This is a genomic window from Streptomyces sp. NPDC102360 (assembly GCF_044766085.1).
Classification (GTDB): domain Bacteria; phylum Actinomycetota; class Actinomycetes; order Streptomycetales; family Streptomycetaceae; genus Streptomyces.
Genome location: NZ_JBIWLG010000010.1, coordinates 39,990 through 57,541, shown reverse-complemented (window position 1 = coordinate 57,541; position 17,552 = coordinate 39,990). Strand labels below are relative to the sequence as shown.

At 70.7% G+C, this 17,552-nt stretch carries 17 protein-coding genes; 14 read left to right on the top strand and 3 right to left on the bottom strand.

The features are described 5' to 3' along the window. Window positions 1-234: 234 nt before the first annotated feature. Window positions 235-1,758 carry a PucR family transcriptional regulator gene (locus ACIRHA_RS31670; protein WP_403853000.1) on the top strand — a complete coding sequence of 508 codons (1,524 nt, stop codon included), beginning with the start codon at window positions 235-237 and terminating at the stop codon, window positions 1,756-1,758. A gap of 13 nt (window positions 1,759-1,771) precedes the next feature. Here ACIRHA_RS31670 and ACIRHA_RS31665 read toward each other — a convergent pair whose 3' ends face one another. Then, on the bottom strand, window positions 1,772-2,116 hold the full coding sequence (locus ACIRHA_RS31665; RefSeq protein WP_403852998.1) for a carboxymuconolactone decarboxylase family protein: 345 nt from the start codon (window positions 2,114-2,116) through the stop codon (window positions 1,772-1,774). A 152-nt stretch (window positions 2,117-2,268) separates the two neighbouring features. Between ACIRHA_RS31665 and ACIRHA_RS31660 the strand changes: the two genes are divergently transcribed. The 11 genes from ACIRHA_RS31660 to ACIRHA_RS31610 all read left to right on the top strand — a co-directional run bounded on the left by ACIRHA_RS31660 (window position 2,269) and on the right by ACIRHA_RS31610 (window position 14,792). Beyond that, window positions 2,269-3,162, top strand: a complete 894-nt coding sequence (locus tag ACIRHA_RS31660) for a helix-turn-helix transcriptional regulator (RefSeq protein WP_403852996.1) — start codon at window positions 2,269-2,271, stop codon at window positions 3,160-3,162. A 2-nt stretch (window positions 3,163-3,164) separates the two neighbouring features. Further along, window positions 3,165-4,151, top strand: a complete 987-nt coding sequence (locus tag ACIRHA_RS31655) for an aldo/keto reductase (protein WP_403852994.1) — start codon at window positions 3,165-3,167, stop codon at window positions 4,149-4,151. A gap of 49 nt (window positions 4,152-4,200) precedes the next feature. Further along, window positions 4,201-4,635, top strand: a complete 435-nt coding sequence (locus ACIRHA_RS31650; protein ID WP_403852992.1) for a cupin domain-containing protein — start codon at window positions 4,201-4,203, stop codon at window positions 4,633-4,635. Then, on the top strand, window positions 4,632-5,489 hold the full coding sequence (locus ACIRHA_RS31645) for an aldo/keto reductase (RefSeq protein ID WP_403852990.1): 858 nt from the start codon (window positions 4,632-4,634) through the stop codon (window positions 5,487-5,489). Before ACIRHA_RS31650 ends, ACIRHA_RS31645 begins: the two co-directional genes overlap by 4 nt. Window positions 5,490-5,544: 55 nt before the next feature. Continuing rightward, window positions 5,545-6,213 (top strand): Type 1 glutamine amidotransferase-like domain-containing protein, encoded by a 669-nt coding sequence (locus tag ACIRHA_RS31640; RefSeq protein WP_403852988.1) that lies wholly within the window; start codon window positions 5,545-5,547, stop codon window positions 6,211-6,213. 47 nt (window positions 6,214-6,260) lie between these two features. After that, on the top strand, window positions 6,261-7,217 hold the full coding sequence (locus ACIRHA_RS31635; RefSeq protein WP_403852986.1) for a threonine/serine dehydratase: 957 nt from the start codon (window positions 6,261-6,263) through the stop codon (window positions 7,215-7,217). A 199-nt stretch (window positions 7,218-7,416) separates the two neighbouring features. Then, window positions 7,417-7,977 carry a 2Fe-2S iron-sulfur cluster-binding protein gene (locus ACIRHA_RS31630; protein WP_403852984.1) on the top strand — a complete coding sequence of 187 codons (561 nt, stop codon included), beginning with the start codon at window positions 7,417-7,419 and terminating at the stop codon, window positions 7,975-7,977. Next, window positions 7,974-9,002, top strand: a complete 1,029-nt coding sequence (locus ACIRHA_RS31625) for an FAD binding domain-containing protein (protein ID WP_403852982.1) — start codon at window positions 7,974-7,976, stop codon at window positions 9,000-9,002. Before ACIRHA_RS31630 ends, ACIRHA_RS31625 begins: the two co-directional genes overlap by 4 nt. A gap of 84 nt (window positions 9,003-9,086) precedes the next feature. Continuing rightward, window positions 9,087-11,186, top strand: coding sequence for a xanthine dehydrogenase family protein molybdopterin-binding subunit (locus ACIRHA_RS31620; protein ID WP_403852980.1), 2,100 nt, complete (start codon window positions 9,087-9,089; stop codon window positions 11,184-11,186). 242 nt (window positions 11,187-11,428) lie between these two features. After that, complete coding sequence (locus ACIRHA_RS31615; protein ID WP_403852978.1) at window positions 11,429-12,442, top strand: hypothetical protein; 1,014 nt, start codon at window positions 11,429-11,431, stop codon at window positions 12,440-12,442. Window positions 12,443-12,641: 199 nt separating this feature from the next. Continuing rightward, window positions 12,642-14,792: a PQQ-dependent sugar dehydrogenase gene (locus ACIRHA_RS31610; RefSeq protein WP_403852976.1), complete on the top strand. Its 2,151-nt coding sequence runs from the start codon at window positions 12,642-12,644 to the stop codon at window positions 14,790-14,792. 147 nt (window positions 14,793-14,939) lie between these two features. Here the strand turns inward: ACIRHA_RS31610 and ACIRHA_RS31605 are convergent, their stop codons facing one another. After that, window positions 14,940-15,563: a TetR/AcrR family transcriptional regulator gene (locus ACIRHA_RS31605; RefSeq protein WP_403852974.1), complete on the bottom strand. Its 624-nt coding sequence runs from the start codon at window positions 15,561-15,563 to the stop codon at window positions 14,940-14,942. 132 nt (window positions 15,564-15,695) lie between these two features. On the opposite strand from ACIRHA_RS31605, the gene ACIRHA_RS31600 reads away from it, so the two are divergent. Then, entirely contained in the window at window positions 15,696-16,442 is a 747-nt protein-coding gene (locus tag ACIRHA_RS31600; protein WP_403852972.1) for an SDR family NAD(P)-dependent oxidoreductase, read from the top strand. Between the two features lie 18 nt (window positions 16,443-16,460). Here ACIRHA_RS31600 and ACIRHA_RS31595 read toward each other — a convergent pair whose 3' ends face one another. Then, entirely contained in the window at window positions 16,461-16,955 is a 495-nt protein-coding gene (locus tag ACIRHA_RS31595) for a PaaI family thioesterase (protein ID WP_403852970.1), read from the bottom strand. Between the two features lie 100 nt (window positions 16,956-17,055). Between ACIRHA_RS31595 and ACIRHA_RS31590 the strand changes: the two genes are divergently transcribed. Beyond that, on the top strand, window positions 17,056-17,523 hold the full coding sequence (locus ACIRHA_RS31590; protein ID WP_403852968.1) for a winged helix-turn-helix transcriptional regulator: 468 nt from the start codon (window positions 17,056-17,058) through the stop codon (window positions 17,521-17,523). Window positions 17,524-17,552 lie beyond the last annotated feature (29 nt).

Below are 17,552 nucleotides of genomic sequence, written 5' to 3'. Positions count from 1 at the left end.
CCAATACGGGGCGGGGGAGTACGGGAGCGGGGGAGGTGCGGGTGGGCATGCGGCTCGTTGCGTCCCTCAGTGAACCGGCGGCGCCGCCCGAGCGGGATTGCACATCTCTCCAGACGCGCGGCCGCTTTCGCGCGACGGCCCCGTACTATGCTCCAAACCCCGTGCACGCCGGTGTGCATCCCCGTAACACGAGCTGCCGGCCCCGTACGTGGGCCGCGTCGAGGAGGCCGACCGGTGCAGCTCGCCGAACTGCTCGCCATGTCGAGGCTCGGGCTGCGGCCCGTCGTGGAGCCCCGCGCCGAGAGCCCGCGTGTCCGGGGCGTCTACACCACCGACCTGCCGGACCCGGGACGCTACCTCGACGGCGGTGAACTCGTCCTGACCAGCACGACCTGGTACCAGGAGCCGCGTGACGCCGATGTGTTCGTCGCCGCCCTGTCCGGGGCCAAGGTCGCCGCGCTCGTCGCGGGAACCGCGGATGTCGGCGCGCTGCCCGGGCCGTTGGCCGACGCCTGCGCCCGGCACGGCCTGACCCTGCTCACCGTCGACGACGATGTGTCGTTCGCCGCGCTCACCGAGACCGTGCTCGCGGCGCTCGGCGGCGGCCACCGCCGAGCGCCGTCCGCGAACCTGCACCGCGGCCTGGTCGCGAGCATGGCCGCGGGGGAGGGGGCCGAAGGACTCATCGATGTGTTCGCGCGAGCCACGGGTGTGTGGTGCGCGGTGCTCTCCGCGACCGGCGCGCCGCGGGCGGGCGGTGTCCCCTCGATGAGCGAGCGGCAACTCGCCCGCGCCCATCACGACGCGCTCGGCGCGGGCGGCTTCCCCGCCGTACGATCCGTCCCCGGACAGGGCGAACTCACCCTGTTTCCCGTCCAGTCACCCGCCGCGCACCGCCCGCCCGCCGGGTACCTCGCCGCCTCGGGCGACTACCGCGACTGGGCGCCTGGCGTGGCCGACGCCGCGTGGGAGGTGTGCGCGCTGCTCGCGCTCGACGGCGCCGCCACGCAGGAACGCCGCCGCATCGAGGCACGTTTCCTGCGCGAGGCCGTCGACCTGCTCACCGACGGCCGGGAGGAGGCGGCCGCCGACCGCCTCACGAGCCTCGGGCTCGCGCTGGAAGCCCCCTTGAGCGCCGTGTACGTGAGCACCACCGGCAGCCCGTACGGCGCCGAACTCGCTGCCACCGTCCTGGAGGACGTCGCCGATCGGCACCCCGGCTGTTCGGTCCCGATTCCCGTCGAGGACGGTGCCTACCTCATGTTCGTACCGGCCGACGACCACGACACGGCCGACGCCGCGCAACGGCTCGCCCCGCTGCTGGCCGACGGCCGTGCGGCCATCGGGACGGGTGGGCCGACCACCGGCGCGGCCGGTCTGCGCCGTTCCCTGGAGGAGGGCCGCAACGCGCTCCGGGTCGCCGCCCTCGGCACCGGCACCGTCCGCACCGCCGACAGCGGCGCCCTCTCCTCCTACCAACTCCTGCTCGCGGCCGTCCCCGACGACGTACGCCGCTTCTACCGCGACCGGCTGATCGGGGTCGTCGAACGCTACGACGCCGACCACGGCAGCGACCTCGTGGCCACGCTCACCGCGTTCCTCGACGCGTCCGGATCCTGGCAGCGCTGCGCCGAGCAACTCCACGTCCACGTCAACACGTTGCGCTACCGCCTGCGACGGGTGGAGGAGCTCACAGGGCACAGCCTGGCCACCTTGCGCGACCGCGTCGACTTCTGTCTGGCGCTGAGCATTCGTTGAGGCCTGTGTGCGCTCAGTCCTGCTGCTCGACGATGCCCTTCAGCACGCTCGTCGCTCCCATGCCGTTGGGCCAGCCGGAGTAGAACGCCAAGTGCAGCAGGGCCTCCTTCAGCTCCTCGTCGGTGACACCGTTCTGGCGGGCGAAGCCGAGGTGGAACTGCAGCTGGTCCATCTTCCCGAGCGCGGTCAGCGCGGCAACGGTGACGAGGCTGCGGTCGCGCTTGGACAGCCCCTCGCGCTCCCAGACCTCGTCGAAGAGGACCCGGTCGGTGTAATGGACCATTCCCGGGGCGAAGTCACCGAAGGCGTTCTTCCCACCGGTCCAGCCGGCCCCGGCGGTGCTCGTGTTCTCAGTCATGATCTCTCCCTACCTGCGTCGACGTCCGTCGATCGTTCCTCGACGGTGCGACGCCCATGACATCGCCGCACATGCCGAGCGAGGGAGTCCCCAGTGAGGGGCGTACTGACAGGGCATCCCTCACAGCGGCCGCGCGCTTTAGCGTGGAAGGCATGGACGCCAGGAACGAAGCACGGGAGTTCCTCATGTCCCGACGAGCGAACCTCACTCCCGAGGAGGCGGGGCTGCCGGTCTCCGGGCACCGGAGGGTGACGGGCCTGCGCCGCGGCGAGGTGGCGATGCTCGCGGATGTGAGCCCGGAGTACTACGCGAAGATCGAGCGGGGCCAGCTGGCCGGTGTCTCCGACGCCGTCCTGGAGTCGCTCGTCCGAGCGCTCCAGCTGGATGAGGCCGAGCGCGAGCACCTCTTCGACCTCGCCCGGGCGGCCAATGGCGCGGCCCGGCCCGTGCGCAGGCGCAGGTCGAAGAAGTGGGTGCCCAGGGACAGCCTGATCCGTGCGCTGGACGCGATCGCCTTCGGGCCCGCGTTCGTGCGCAACGGCCGGATGGACGTCCTCGCCACCAACGCCCTCGGGCGCGCCTTCTACGACGAGGTGCTCGACGGCCCCGGCCAGGGGAACCTGGCGCGCTACTGCTTCCTCGACGAACGGGCCAAGGCGTTCTACCCGCACTGGGAGGCGGCCGCGGACATCACCGTGTCGATTCTGCGCACCGAAGCCGGCCGGGACCCCCGGGACAAGCAGCTGCACGATCTGATCGGCGAGCTGTCCACGTGCAGCGACGCATTCCGCACCCGGTGGGGAGCACACAATGTGCGCCGCCACGGATCGGGCACCAAGGAGTTCCACCACCACGAGGTCGGCGACCTCACCTTGACGTACGAGGGACTGGAGCTGACCGCCGAGCCCGGACTCTCCTTGCTCATCTACACCGCGGAGCCCGGCTCGCCCAGCCAGGAGCGCCTGCAACTGCTCGCGAACCTCGCCGCGACGCCTGCCGCGGGTCCGACGCGCGGCGGGCACCCGACCCCGACCCAGGAAGGCTGACCATGCACACCAGAACACTCGGACAAGGCCTGAACGTCTCCGCGATCGGGCTCGGCGCGATGGGCATGTCCCAGAGCTACGGTCCGAACCCCGGCAGCCGCGACGACATGATCACGGTGCTGCGCTCGGCGGTCGACGAGGGCGTGACCTTCTTCGACACCGCCGAGGTCTACGGGCCCTACGTGAATGAGGAGCTGGTCGGCGAGGCGCTGGAGCCGATCCGCGACCAGGTCGTGATCGCCACCAAGTTCGGCTGGGACATCCAGGACGGCAGGAGCGTCGGCCTCGACAGTCGGCCCGAGCAGATCCGCCGCGTCGCGACGGAGTCCCTGAAGCGGCTCCGCACCGACACGATCGACCTCTTCTACCAGCACCGCGTCGATCCCGACGTGCCGATCGAGGACGTCGCCGGGACGGTCGGCGAGCTGATCGCGGAGGGGAAGGTCAGGCACTTCGGGCTCTCCGAGGCCTCGGCCGCCACCATCCGCGCCGCACACGCCGTGCATCCCGTGACGGCGGTCCAGAGCGAGTACTCGCTCTGGACGCGGGACCCCGAGGCCGAGGTGCTGCCCACGCTCGCCGAGCTCGGCATCGGGTTCGTACCGTTCAGCCCTCTCGGCAAGGGCTTCCTCACCGGAGCCGTCGACACGTCCACCGTCTTCACCGACGGGGACATCCGCCACCGGGTCCCGCGCTTCAAGGCGGAGAACCTGGCTGCGAACCAGGCTCTCGTCGCCCATGTACGGCAGCTCGCCGAGGCGAAGGGCGCGACGCCGGGCCAGATCGCGCTGGCCTGGCTGCTCGCGCAGCAGCCGTGGATCGTGCCGATCCCCGGCACCCGCCGCACGGCACGCATCCGGGAGAACAACGCCGCGACGGCCCTCGCGCTGTCCGCGGACGAGGTGGCCGACCTCGACGGCCTCGCCCAGCGCGTCGGTGTCAGCGGCGACCGCTACAACGCCCAGCACATGGCCTACGTCAATCGCTAGGCGGGACGCGCCGAAACAGCGACGTCCCGCAACGGAAAGAAAGAACGACATGACCGTCAACGAATTCGACCAGATCTTCCCGCTCGGCGAGAAGAACGACGCCTTCGCCCAGTACTTCATCGGCCAGAGCTACCTGGCGCCGCTCGCCCCGGGAAGCGTTCCCGTCAGCAACGTCTCCTTCGAGCCGGGCTGCCGCAACAACTGGCACATCCACCACGGCACGGGCGGCGGCGGTGACCAGATCCTGCTGTGCACGGCGGGCAGCGGCTGGTACCAGGCCGAGGGCGCGGACCCCATCGGCATGGAGCCGGGAACGGTGGTCCGCGTCCCGGCGGGCACGAAGCACTGGCACGGCGCGAAGGCCGACTCGTGGTTCTCCCACGTCGCCTTCATCACGCCGGGCGAGGGCGTGAGCAACGAATGGCTCGAGCCCGTCACCGACGAGGTGTACGGCGAGCTGCCGAGGAACGGAGCGACCGCATGACCATCCTGAACGAGACCTACAAGCTGTCCAACGGCGTCGAGATCCCCAAGCTGGGACTCGGTACCTGGTTCATCGACGACGACAAGGCGGCCGAGGCGGTCCGCGCGGCCGTGGAGATCGGCTACCGCAACATTGACACCGCCCAGGCCTACGGCAACGAGCGCGGCGTCGGCGAGGGCGTGCGCACCGCCACGGTGCCCCGAGACGAACTGTTCGTCTCGACCAAACTCGCCGCGGAGATCAAGGACTACGCCCAGGCGGTCGAAGCGATCGACGAATCGCTGAAGAAGCTCGGGCTGGAGTACATCGACCTGATGCTCATCCACAGCCCGCAGCCGTGGGACGACTTCCGCGGCGGCGACTACGCCGACGGCAACCGCGAGGCATGGCGCGCGCTCGAAGAGGCGCACAAGGCCGGCAAGATCCGCTCCATCGGGGTGTCCAACTTCCAGCAGCAGGACCTGGAGAACATCCTGCGGGGCGCGACCGTCGTACCGCATGTGAACCAACTGCTCGTCCACGCCGGCAACACCCCCTCGGAGCTCCTGGAGTACTGCGAGTCCAAGCAGATCCTCGTCGAGGCGTACTCGCCGATCGCACACGGCGCGATCCTGCGGAACGCCGAGGTCGAGGCGATGGCCGAGAAGTACGGCGTGTCCGTCCCGCAGCTGTGCATCCGCTACACCCTGCAACTGGGCACGGTGTCGCTGCCCAAGACGGCGAACCCCGCACACATGCGCTCCAACGCCGAGGTCGACTTCGAGATCTCCGGCGACGACATGGACGCCCTGCGCGGCCTGCGCAACGTGGACTACGGCGAGCACAGCGCGTTCCCCGTCTACAGCGGCAAGTGACGCCAGGGCTCCCGGGTTCGTTGCGCGCGCCCGGCAGCCGTGCTTGGCTCGCGCGATGGACTTTTTGTTGACGGCGAGTGGCCTGCGCAACGAGACACTTCGGGGTGCGCTGCGGGACATGCTGGGTAAACCGTTCGGTTCGGCGAACGTCGTGTTCGTTCCCACGGCATCGGTCGCCGAGCCCGGGGACCACGGGTGGTTCATCGAGGACCTGAACCGCCTGCATGGCCTCGGCTGGCGGGAGTTCGACGTCCTGGAGCTGAACGGCCTGCCCCGGCAGGTGGTGCTCGACCGGCTGCTCCACGCCGACGTCATCTACGTCGAGGGCGGCAACCACTACCACCTCGCGCGCAGCATCACCGGCAACGATCTGGCCGACACCTTCCTTGAAGCGCTGGAGGACCGGGTCTATGTGGGGGTCAGCGCCGGGTCAATGGTCTTCAGCCGTCATCTCACCGGACACTCCGCCGACGTCATCGGGGACACCAAGGACCTCCACGTGCTCGGCGCGACGACCGTGGAGCCGCCGTTCGGCCTCTTCGACTGGTATCTCAAACCCCACCTGTACTCGCCGAACTTCCCCGAGCGGGACGACGCCTGGGCTGATCGCATCGTCGAGCGGGCGGACTTCCCGATCTACTTCATCGACGACGACACGGCCGTTCGCGTCAGGGACGGCAAGGTGGATGTCGTTTCTGAGGGCCGCTGGAGGTTCCACCAGTGACTCAACACGTCGTAAGGAGCCCCGGACACAACGGTGAGGAGCGCACGATGATCGGTATCGAGGAGCTGGAAGCCGCAGCGGACAGGATCGCCGGTCACGTGGTCCGCACTCCCACGGTGACCAGTCCGGGGCTGAGCACACTGCTCGGTGCACCGGTCACGGTGAAGCTGGAACTGCTGCAGCGCACCGGGTCGTTCAAGGCACGCGGTGTCGTCTCGAAGTTGCTCACGCTGACCGGCGACGAGCGCGCGGCCGGTGTGGTCGCGGTATCCGGTGGCAACCACGGTGTGGCCGTGGCGGAGATGTCCGCCGTCCTGGGGGTGCGCGCCACAGTCGTGATGCCGCGCAGCGCCCGGCCACGCTCCGTGGAGATCGCCCGTGCCGCCGGTGCGGATGTTCAACTGACCCCCACCGTCGACGACGCCTTCGCCCTCATGGAGCGGCTCCAGGCAACCGGGCTCACGCCGTTGCACCCGTTCGCCGACCCGGTGGTGATCGCGGGCCAGGGGACGGTGGGGCTTGAACTCGCCGCGGACGCGGGTGAGTTGACGGACGTGGTGGTCTCCATCGGGGGCGGCGGATTGATCGCCGGCGTAGCGGCGGCGCTGCGGGCAAAGCGACCGGGCGTACGCGTATGGAGTGTGGAGACCACTGGTGCCGATGCGATGTCGCAGGCGCTGGCCCATGGCGGTCCTGTGCCGGTCGCCGTCGACTCGCGCATCCCCACGCTCGGCGCCCCCAGCGTGTCCCCGCTGACCTACGCCATGGTGCGCGAGCTGGTCGACGAAGTGCTCGTCGTACCTGAGGCGCAGGCCTTCGCCGGCGTGCGGGAGCTGGCCGAGCACGCCAAGGTGTGGGCCGAACCCGCGGCGGGGTGCCTGGTGCCCGCGGCCCGCCGCGTCCTGGCCAAGACCGGCGAAGGTACGCGGCTCGGACTGGTGGTCTGTGGCGGCAACGTATCCGTGGACGAAGTGACCGCATACATGGGCCAGGGGGTGTCGTGAAAGCGGTGCCCAGGGGGGGGCGTCGTGAAAGCGGTGGCCGGGCTCTGCGCCTGCCGAAAACTCCATTGAGCGGGTGGCGCTGCCCCTCGCGCGGCGCGCCCTCCGCGTGCCGGAGTGCGTGCCCTGGCCCAGTCTGGATACGCGGGGTCGGACGGCAGACCCACACGCTTCGGACGTCGGACGAGGGAGCAGAGCGCCCATGGCAACCGATGCCTTCCACTCGGCAGTGCCACTCACCGTGAACGGCAAGCGCCGCGACCTCACGGTCGACCACCGCAGCACACTGCTGGACGCCCTGCGCGAGCAGCTGGGCCTCACCGGGCCGAAGAAGGGGTGCGACCACGGTCAGTGCGGCGCCTGCACCGTTCTCGTCGACGGGCGCCGCGCCAACAGCTGCCTGCTGCTGGCCGTGGCCCACGAGGGACGCGACATCACCACCGTCGAAGGCCTGCACGCCGACGATGACGGTGATGTCGAGGCCGAGCGCGCCGACGCCGACCTGCACCCGCTCCAGCGCGCCTTCCTCGCCCGCGACGCCTTCCAGTGCGGCTACTGCACACCCGGACAGCTCTGCTCGGCCGTCGGTGCCATCGCCGAAGCAGCGGCGGGCCACCCCTCGCACGTGACGGACCCGGACGCCGCCCCGGGCGCACCCGTCGAGCTGAGCAAGGACGAGATCCGCGAGCGGCTCAGTGGCAATCTGTGCCGTTGTGGCGCCTATCCACACATCGTCGAGGCCGTCGAGGACGTGACCCGATGAAGCCCTTCCGGTACGTACGAGTCCACAGCGTCGACGAGGCGACCGCGGCCCACGCGGGGCGCCCGGGCTCCCGCTACCTGGGCGGCGGCACCAACCTCGTCGACCTGATGAAACTGGGGGTGGAGACGCCCGGAACGCTGGTCGACGTGAGCGGGCTGCCGCTGCACACGGTCGAGGAGCTCGCCGACGGATCCGTGCGCGTCGGGGCGACCGTCCGCAACAGCGACCTCGCCGCCCACCCACTGGTGCGCACCCGCTACCCCGTGCTGTCACAGGCCCTGCTCGCGGGGGCCTCGGGCCAGCTGCGCAACGTCGCCACGACGGGCGGCAACCTGCTGCAGCGCACCCGTTGCCCCTACTTCCAGGACCTGGCCAAACCGTGCAACAAACGCGAGCCCGGCACCGGCTGCGGCGCGCGCGACGGCGTCCACCGCGACCACGCGGTCCTGGGGCACTCGCCGCAGTGCATCGCGACCCACCCCTCCGACATGGCGGTCGCCCTCGCCGCGCTCGACGCCCGGGTGGAGCTGCACGGCGCGGCGGGCCGGCGCACGCTGCCCGCGGCCGAGTTCCACCGGCTGCCCGGTGACCGGCCGGACCTGGACACCGAGATCACGCCGGGTGAACTCATCACCGGCGTCCTGCTCCCGGCCGCCACCGCCGGGCTGCCCTCCGCCTACCGCAAGGCCCGCGACCGCGCCTCGTACGCCTTCGCGCTCGCCTCGGTGGCCGTCGCCCTGAGGATCGAGGACGCCGTGGTGCGCGACGTACGGATCGCGTTCGGCGGCCTCGCCCACCGGCCCTGGCGGGCTCTGCGCGCCGAGCAGGCACTGACGGGCGAGGCGCCGGGCGACGAGGCCTTCGAGCGGGCCGTCGACGCGGAGCTCGCGGCCGCCGAGCCGTTGCGCGACAACGCGTTCAAGGTGCGCCTCGCCCGCAACCTCGCGTGCGACATGCTGCGCCGCCTGACGCCGCCCGCCGGTTCCGGTGTCAGAACCCGCCCGGCGCCGCCCGCCGGTTCCTGACACCGCCGACCCGCCACTCCGCTTCCTGACACGGCCGCCCCACACCACATCCGCTTTCACCCCCGCTCTCCAGGGAGAAGAACCATGCCGGACACCACCAGCGCTCTCGGGTCACCTGCCGCGCGCAGGGAAGGCCCGGCCAAGGTGACCGGGGCGGCCCGTTACGCGGCCGAACACACACCTGAGGGGTGTGCCTACGCCTGGCCGGTGCCCGCCCTCGTGGCACGGGGCGAGGTCACCGCCGTCGACGACACGGCGGCGCTCGCAGTGCCCGGCGTGGTCACCGTCCTCACCCACCGCAACGCACCGCGGCTGGCCGAACCGGACGACGCGACGCTCGCCGTGCTCCAGGACGCGCGGGTTCCGCACCGCGGCTGGTACATCGCCCTCGTCGTCGCCGACACCCTGGAGACGGCCCGCGAAGGCGCCGCGGCCGTCCGTGTCACCTACGCCGAGGAACCCCACGACGTCACCCTGAGCGCCGACAGCTCCGACGCCTACGTTCCCGAGGACTCCGACGGCACCTCGGGCGAGCACACACGCGGCGACGCCGACGCCGCGTACGCCCGCGCGTCCGCCCGGGTCGATGTCACCTACCGGGTGCCGCCGCTGCACAACCACCCGATGGAACCGCACGCGGCGACCGCCTCCTGGCAGGACGGCCGGCTCACCGTGCACGACTCCAGCCAGGGCGCCACCACGGTCCGCAACGTCCTGGCCGCCCTGTTCGAGCTGCCGAAGGACCAGGTGACGGTCGTCTCCGAACACGTCGGCGGCGGCTTCGGCGCCAAGGGCACACCACGGCCGCACGTGGTGCTCGCCGCGATGGCCTCCCGCGAGACCGGCCGGCCGGTCAAACTCGTACTGCCCCGCGGGCAGTTGGCGGCCGTCGTCGGCCACCGGTCGCCGACCGTGCAGCGGGTCAGGCTCGCGGCGGAGGCCGACGGCACACTCACCTCCGTGATCCACGAGGTGACCTCGCACACCTCCCGCATCAAGGAGTTCGTCGAGACGGCGGCCGCCGCCACCCGCGTCATGTACGCCTCGCAGGCCGCCCGCACCACCCACCGGGTGCTCCCGCTCGACGTGCCGAGCCCGTCCTGGATGCGGGCACCGGGGGAGGCCCCCGGCATGTACGCCCTGGAGTCGGCGATGGACGAACTCGCGGAAACGCTCGGCATCGACCCCATCGAACTGCGGCTGCGCAACGACACCCAGAGCGAACCCGACAGCTCCCGCCCCTTCAGCAGCCGCCACCTCGCCGAATGCCTGCGCGAGGGAGCCCGCCGCTTCGACTGGGCCGCACGCGAACCGCGCCCCCGCTCGCGCGCCGAGGGCTCCGTCCTGATCGGCTCCGGCGTGGCCGCGGCGACGTATCCCGTCATCGTGGCACCGTCGCGCGCGAGCGCACACGCCGCACCGGACGGCAGCTACGTCGTCCGGATCAACGCCACCGACATCGGGACCGGCGCGCGCACCGTCCTCGCCCAGGTCGCCGCCGACGCGCTCGGCGTCCCGGTGGACCGCGTACGCACCGACATCGGCAACAGCGACCTCCCCAACGCCTCACTCGCGGGCGGCTCCTCCGGCACGGCCTCCTGGGGCTGGGCCGTACACGACGCCTGTACGCGACTGGCGGCGGACCTGGCCGACCGCAAGGGCCGGCCGCTCCCACCGGAGGGGATCGACGCCACGGCCGACACGGCGGGCCGCGCCGACGCCGAAAGCGACTTCGCGCGGCACTCCTTCGGCGCACACTTCGCCGAGGTCGGTGTCGACACGGTGACCGGCGAGGTCCGCGTGCGCCGTCTGCTCGGCGTCTACGCGGCGGGCCGCATCCTCAACTCCCTTACCGCACGCAGCCAGTTCATCGGCGGGATGACGATGGGCCTGGGCATGGCCCTCACCGAGGGCAGCACGCTGGACCCGGCCTTCGGCGACTTCGTGGAACGCGACCTCGCCGGCTACCACGTACCGGCCAACGCCGACGTGCCCGCGATCGAGGCGCACTGGATCGACGAGGACGACCCGCACCTCAACCCCATGGGCAGCAAGGGCATCGGCGAGATCGGCATCGTCGGAACGGCCGCCGCCATCGGTAACGCCGTGCACCACGCGACCGGCGTACGACTGCGCGAACTCCCGCTCACACCGGACCGGGTGCTGACGGGCGTTCTGCACTAGAGGCGTCCTGGGCAGCGAGTCGCACGCTCAGGGGCTGCTCCACGCGAGGTGGCCGTCCGCTGGGACCACCGCGCCGCCGCGCACTGCCCGCCCACCGGGGTGCGGCGATGCCTCCCACGCGACGCCTGCCGCGACATCGTTGTCTGCCAACGTTGTCTGCACTCTTGTCGCCTCCGCCTGATGTTTGTACGTTGCAGCGACGCAGTAGGAAGCGCTTTCAACGCGTGCTCTCTGGAGGAGACATGACGTCTGGCACCGCCGCGCCGTCCCGCCGACGCAGATCCGTACGTTCAAGGTCATGGCCCGTCGCGGTGGCGGCCGGGGCCGCGCTGCTCACCGCCGCACTCGTCACGCCGGCCGGCGGCGCGTCCGCGTCGGACGACCCGTCCGCAGCCGCCCTGGCCGGCATCCGCGGAAGCCTGGTCGCCGGCTACGACTTCGAGCATCCGGATCCCACGGACGCCGGGCGTGAACGCGACGTGGGGACGTCCGGCACCCCTCTGTCGCTCGTCAACGGCGGCGCGGCGATGCGCGTGCGCGACGACGCCGATCCGCGGCGCGGCCATGTCCTGCAGACCCGGCAGGTGAATCCGGACGCGGCGGGCAACGACGACTGGAAGGCCGGGGTGTACGACCCGGACGGTGCGGCCTCGCTGCACGCGTTCAACGGGGCGCGCCAGGCCACGGTGATGGGCTGGTTCCGTACCACCGGGCAGAACCCGAGCCCGAATTCGGGTTCGGCCGACCCCTCCGACCGCTACAACGCCATCGGTCTCGCGGGCGTCCTGACCGGGGACTCGAACGGGCACGACGTGCGGGCCCTCCTCGAACTCATCGACGTGAACGGCGAGTTGCGCCTCGTCGCACTCGGACGCCGCGTGGACGGCTCCGCGTCCCAGACCTTCGCCGCGGACGGCGACTGGCGTACGCATCTGCCGGACGGCCAGTGGGTCCACCTCGCCGCGACCTTCGACTTCGACACGGGCGCGATGGTGCTGTACCGCAACGGCCGTGCACTGCCCGGCAGTTACGTACGCGACGACGACCCGTGGGCTCTCGCCGGGGAGCCGGAACCCGACGTCGCCTCGCCGACCGACCCGCGCGGCATCAAGATCGGTGGAAGCTTCCCTCAGAACACCCGCGAGGCCAACCCCTGCAACTGCCGCATGGACGACCTGCTGTTCCTGGACCGGGCCGCCACCGCTGGTCAGGTGAGGGCCGAGTACCACCGCACCGGTGGGCGACCCGCGTCCTGAGGTCACGTCCGGCGTGACGCACGTCCGGCGCGGCGGACGTCCTGTGTGACGCACGTCCGGCGCGGCGCACGTCCTGTGTGACGCACGTCCGGCGCGGCGCACGTCCTGCGTGACGCACGTCCTGTGCACGCTGCCCGAGCGAACCTCCCACGTACACGCTCACGTACACGTACACGCGCACCCCACGAAGGGAGCCCCCTTGTCCCCGTCGGCCCCGCACGTCCGGCCTCGCAGAAGACCTCTCCTGGTCCAACTCCTCATCGGCACCCTGCTCGCCGCGGCGCTCACCGCGACACCGGTGGCCTCGTCGACACCGGCAGGCGCGGCCGAAGCGCCGGCCGACGCCACGTCGGCCGCGGTCACCGACCCCATCCCCGGCAAGCCGGTCACGTCCGGACTCGGCCTCGAGGTCACGGAGTTCGCCCAGCTCCCGAAGTCCGAGCCGCGCCCCGGACCGGTCGAGGACGACCGCCTCATCCGGCACAACCGGATCAACTACCTGACCCCGTTCCCGAACGGATCCGGCCGCCTGGCCGTCGCGGACCAGAACGGCACCCTGTACTCCCTGAACAAGGACGGCTCCGGGCAGCACACCTACCTCGACCTCTACAAGGAGTTCTCCTCCGCCTTCTACGCCAGTCGGGGCCTGGGCACCGGCTTCGGTTACGTCACCTTCGACCCGGACTTCCGGCACAACGGCCGCTTCTACACGGTCCACACCGAGAAGCCCGAACTGACCGACGCCAAGCCGGACTTCAACCAGCCCAGCGGCAACGGATTCCACGGCATCGTCACCGAATGGACGGCCGACGACCCGAGCGCGCCCACCTTCTCGGGCACCCACCGGGAGCTGCTCCGCATCGGCTTCAACGGCCAGGTTCACGGCGTCCAGCAGATCGACTTCAACCCGAACGCCAAGCCCGGCGACGCGGACTACGGGCTGCTCTACATCGCGGTCGGCGACGGCGGAAAGGGCAACAGCACCGGCGACCCGCAGAACCGTGCCCTCCCGCACGGCAAGCTCCTGCGCATCGACCCGCGCGGCCACAACAGCGCGAACGGCAAGTACGGCATCCCGCCTGCCAACCCGTTCGTCGGCGAGGCAGGCACCCTCGGCGAGATCTACGCGATCGGCATGCGCGACCCGCACCGCTTCAGCTGGGACACGCGCGGCAGCCACCGCATGTTCCTCTCCCACGTCGGCGAGCACGCCATCGAGTCCGTCTACGAGGTGAAGGCCGGCGACAACTACGGCTGGAGCGAACGCGAGGGCGCCTTCGTCTTCGACAAGAAGGCCACCGACCCGTGCGCCAAGATCCTTCCGTTGCCCGCCGACGACGCGAAGTACGGCTACACCTATCCGGTCGCCGCCTACGACCACGACCCGCCGGCCGACTGGGACTGCAAGTCCGACGTGGGCCGCGGCATCTCCGGCGGCTACGTCTACCGCGGCAAGGACCTGCACGGACTGCAGGGCAAGTACCTCTTCGGTGACATCGTCGACGGCCGGCTGCTCTACACCGACGCCACCGACATGCGCCGCGCGAAGCCGGGCGCCGAACAGCGCCTGGCCCAGAATTACAGCCTGATGGTCTACGACGCGAAGTCCGGCAAGCGCGTCTCCATGCAGGAACTCGCCGGTGACGAGCGCGTCGACCTGCGGTTCGGGCAGGACGCGGAGGGCGAGCTGTACATCCTCTCCAAGGCCAACGGCAAGATCTGGAAGGTGACGGGCACCCGCAGGTTCGCGAGCTGCGACACGAGCGGGACCACCCTCACCGACGTGATGGGCGCCAAGAACTGGGCGCCGGTCACCCCGTCCAAGTGGCAGTTCACGAACGGTCAGGCTGTGATGACCGAGCCGGGCGTCGAACGTCCCGGACCCCGCCGCCCCTACGAGTACGCGGTGCTCACCGCCGGCCCCACGTACCGCAATGTCCAGATCGATGCCGACGTCCGCATCGACACACCGACCGACATCGACAACCGGGATGTGATCGTCGTCTTCGGCCACGAGTCGGACACCCGGTTCGGCTACGCGCATCTCTCGCAGGACAACTCCATCTACCCGCACAACGGCGTCTTCACGGTGGACGATGCCGACCGGCTGCGGGTGGAGGACCAGTGGGACGGCACCACCGGCGCCCCGCCCGCGATCAGCGACGCGGCCTGGCACCAGGTCAGGGTGGTGCGCTGCGGGGACACCGGGGAGACGGCCGTGTACATGGACGGTTCGTCGCACCCCTTGATGACAGCGGTGAGCGCGCGGCCGGGCGACGGGCGGATCGGCTTCGGTTCGTTCGACAACGCCGGCCGGATCCGGGGCCTGAAGGTCTCCGGAAAGCCGTAACAGGCATGTGAGTTGGCAGTCCACTCATGCCGGCAAGGCTTGGTGCGAACGGTCGGTTCGTACCAAGCCTTGCCGGTTCGCGCTTGCCGGTTCGCGCTTGCCGGTTCGCGCTTGCCGGTTCGCGCCTGTCGGTTCGTGCCTGTCGGTTCAGTCGCCGGAGTGGTCCGGCAGGAGTTGAGCCGCGAGTGACCGTGCCGTGGCAGTGAGGGTGGCTGTGTCGAGACCGGTCCGGCTCATGAACACGATCCCTTGTTGCGCGGCCAGGAGGGCCCGCGCCAGTGCGATCGGATCGGCTTCGGCCGGCAGGTCGCCCTCGCGTTGGGCGCGGGCGACGCAGTCACCGATCAGCGCGGTGGATGTCTCGTAGGTGCGGTGGGCGTGGGCGAGGACTTCCGGATCGGCGTTGCCGAGTTCGCAGGTGCTGTTGGCCAGCAGGCAGCCGCGTCGCGCACCCGTGTCGGTGTCGGTGTTGGTGTCGGCGCCGGTCGGGTCGTCGATCGGCGCCTCGAGGAGCATGCGTAGTGCGTCCAGGGCCCGTGGGGCGTCGGCGAGGGCTTCCCGGAGGTGGCCATGGCTGTCGTCGGTGTAGCTGTGCAGCGCCCGGAGGAAGAGCTGACGCTTGTCGCCGAACGCCGCGTACAGGCTGCCTTTGCCGAGACCGCTGACCCGCATCAGGTCTTCCAGCGACGTCGCGGCGTAACCGGCGTCCCAGAACTGCTCCCGGACGGCGTTCAGTACCTGCTTCTCGTCAAACGCTCGCGGACGTGCCATGCGAGCCAGGGTACGGGTTCTTGACCGTGCGGTCCACCATCCTTATGGTGGACCGCACGGTCAAGAACTCCGTGGCGCGTGGCAGGCAGCACGTCGCACGTCGCACGTCGCACCGAGAGAAGCGAGAAGCGCATGGGAAAGCTGGACGGCAAAGTGGCGATCGTGACCGGCGGATCGCGGGGGATCGGGGCGGCGACGGCGCTGGCGCTGGCCGATGAGGGAGCCGATGTCGCGATCAGCTACTCGTCCTCGGAGGGCCGGGCCAAGGCCGTCGTCGCCGAGCTGGAGGCGAAGGGGGTGCGTGCGGCGGCCTTCCGGGCCGACCAGGCGGATGCCGCGCAGGCGGTGGGCCTGATCCACAGTGTGGTCGAGCAGTTCGGGAAGCTGGACATTCTGGTCAACAACGCGGCCACGAGCGGCGGCGACCTCGTCGACAGTGAACTCGTCGACCAGGCCGCCATCGATCGGCAGCTCGCCGTCAACTACACCAGTGTGGTGGCGGGGATCGGGGCGGCGTTCCCGCTGCTGCCCGATGGCGGACGGATCGTCAGCATCAGCTCGGGTGTGGCTGCTCGGGCGGGTTTCCCTGGCATGGCGTACTACACGGGCACGAAGTCGGCGCTGGAGGGCTTCAGTCGGGGCGCGGCCCGCGACCTGGCCCACCGGGGCATCACGGTCAACGTCGTCCAGCCCGGGTTCGTCGACACCGAAGGAAACCCCGCCGACGGCCCGGCCGCGTCCGTGTTCCTCCCGACCACGGCGATGGGCCGCTACGGCAGGCCGGAGGAGATCGCCGCTGGCGTCGTCTTCCTCGCCAGCCCGCAGGCCTCCTACGTCACCGGCACAGTACTGAGGATCGACGGCGGCTACAGCGCATAGCCGCATCTCCGTGACGTGTCAGGCGCCGGGGAGCGGGAACAGCATGCAGGTGCTGGTGGCGTGGGCGAGCACCCGGTCCGTCGCGTCGAGCAACTGGGCCTGCGCGAGGGCTGTTTGGCGGCCGCTGCTGACGACGGTGCCGATGGCGCGGACCGTGCCGGTGTCCACGGTGATGCGGCGCAGGAACTTCACGGTCAGGTCGAGCGAGGTGTACGCCATGCCCTGGGGCAGTGTCGACTGGACGGCGCAGCCGGCCGCGGAGTCGAGCAGGGTCGCGTAAATGCCGCCGTGCACACTGCCGATGGGGTTGTAGTGCTCTTCGCCGGGGGTGAGGGAGAACACCACACGGCCCTTGTCCACCTCGGTGAGCTGGAAACCGACGGTGGCGCCCACAGGGGCCGCGGGCAGGCGTCCGGCCTGCAGTTCGCGCAGGAAGTCCAGGCCGGAGCCCTGTCCCACGGCCGCCGCGGTGAGCGCGGGGTCCTCCCACTCGTACGTACGCGTCCGTGACACGGACCGACTCCTCTCGCACCACCTGCTGACTTTGTTATGCGAAGCTAGCCAGTCGTGCATCTGACTGTCAATGGCGAAGCCAGGCTTCTAGGATGGTGTGATGGAGTGGCGCGAGACGAGTACGGAGAACTGTCCGGTGCAGCTCACGCTCGACGTGGTCGGGGAGAAGTGGACGCTGCTGATCCTGCGCGACGCCTGTAACGGGGTGCGTCGCTTCGACGAGTTCCGCCGCCATATCGGCATGCCGGAGGCGGTACTCAGCGACCGGCTGCGGAAGTTGACCGCGGCCGGGATCCTCAGGGCCGTCCCGTACCGCGAGCCGGGAAGCCGATCGCGCAACGAGTACCGGGTGACCCGCAAGGGCTGGGATCTGTGGCCGGTCCTCGTGGCGCTGAAGCAGTGGGGTGAGGCCCACACGGACGCGGGTCCCGAGCCGGTCCTCGACCTGCGGCACGAGGAGTGCGGTGCCCCGGTGCGCGTGGGCGTCGCCTGCGAGCGGGGGCACGGACCGCTCTCACCGGTCGAGGTCACCGCGCGGCCGGGTCCGGGGGCGCGACCGCTGCCGTGACACTGGATCACCCCAGTCACAGCTCTTAC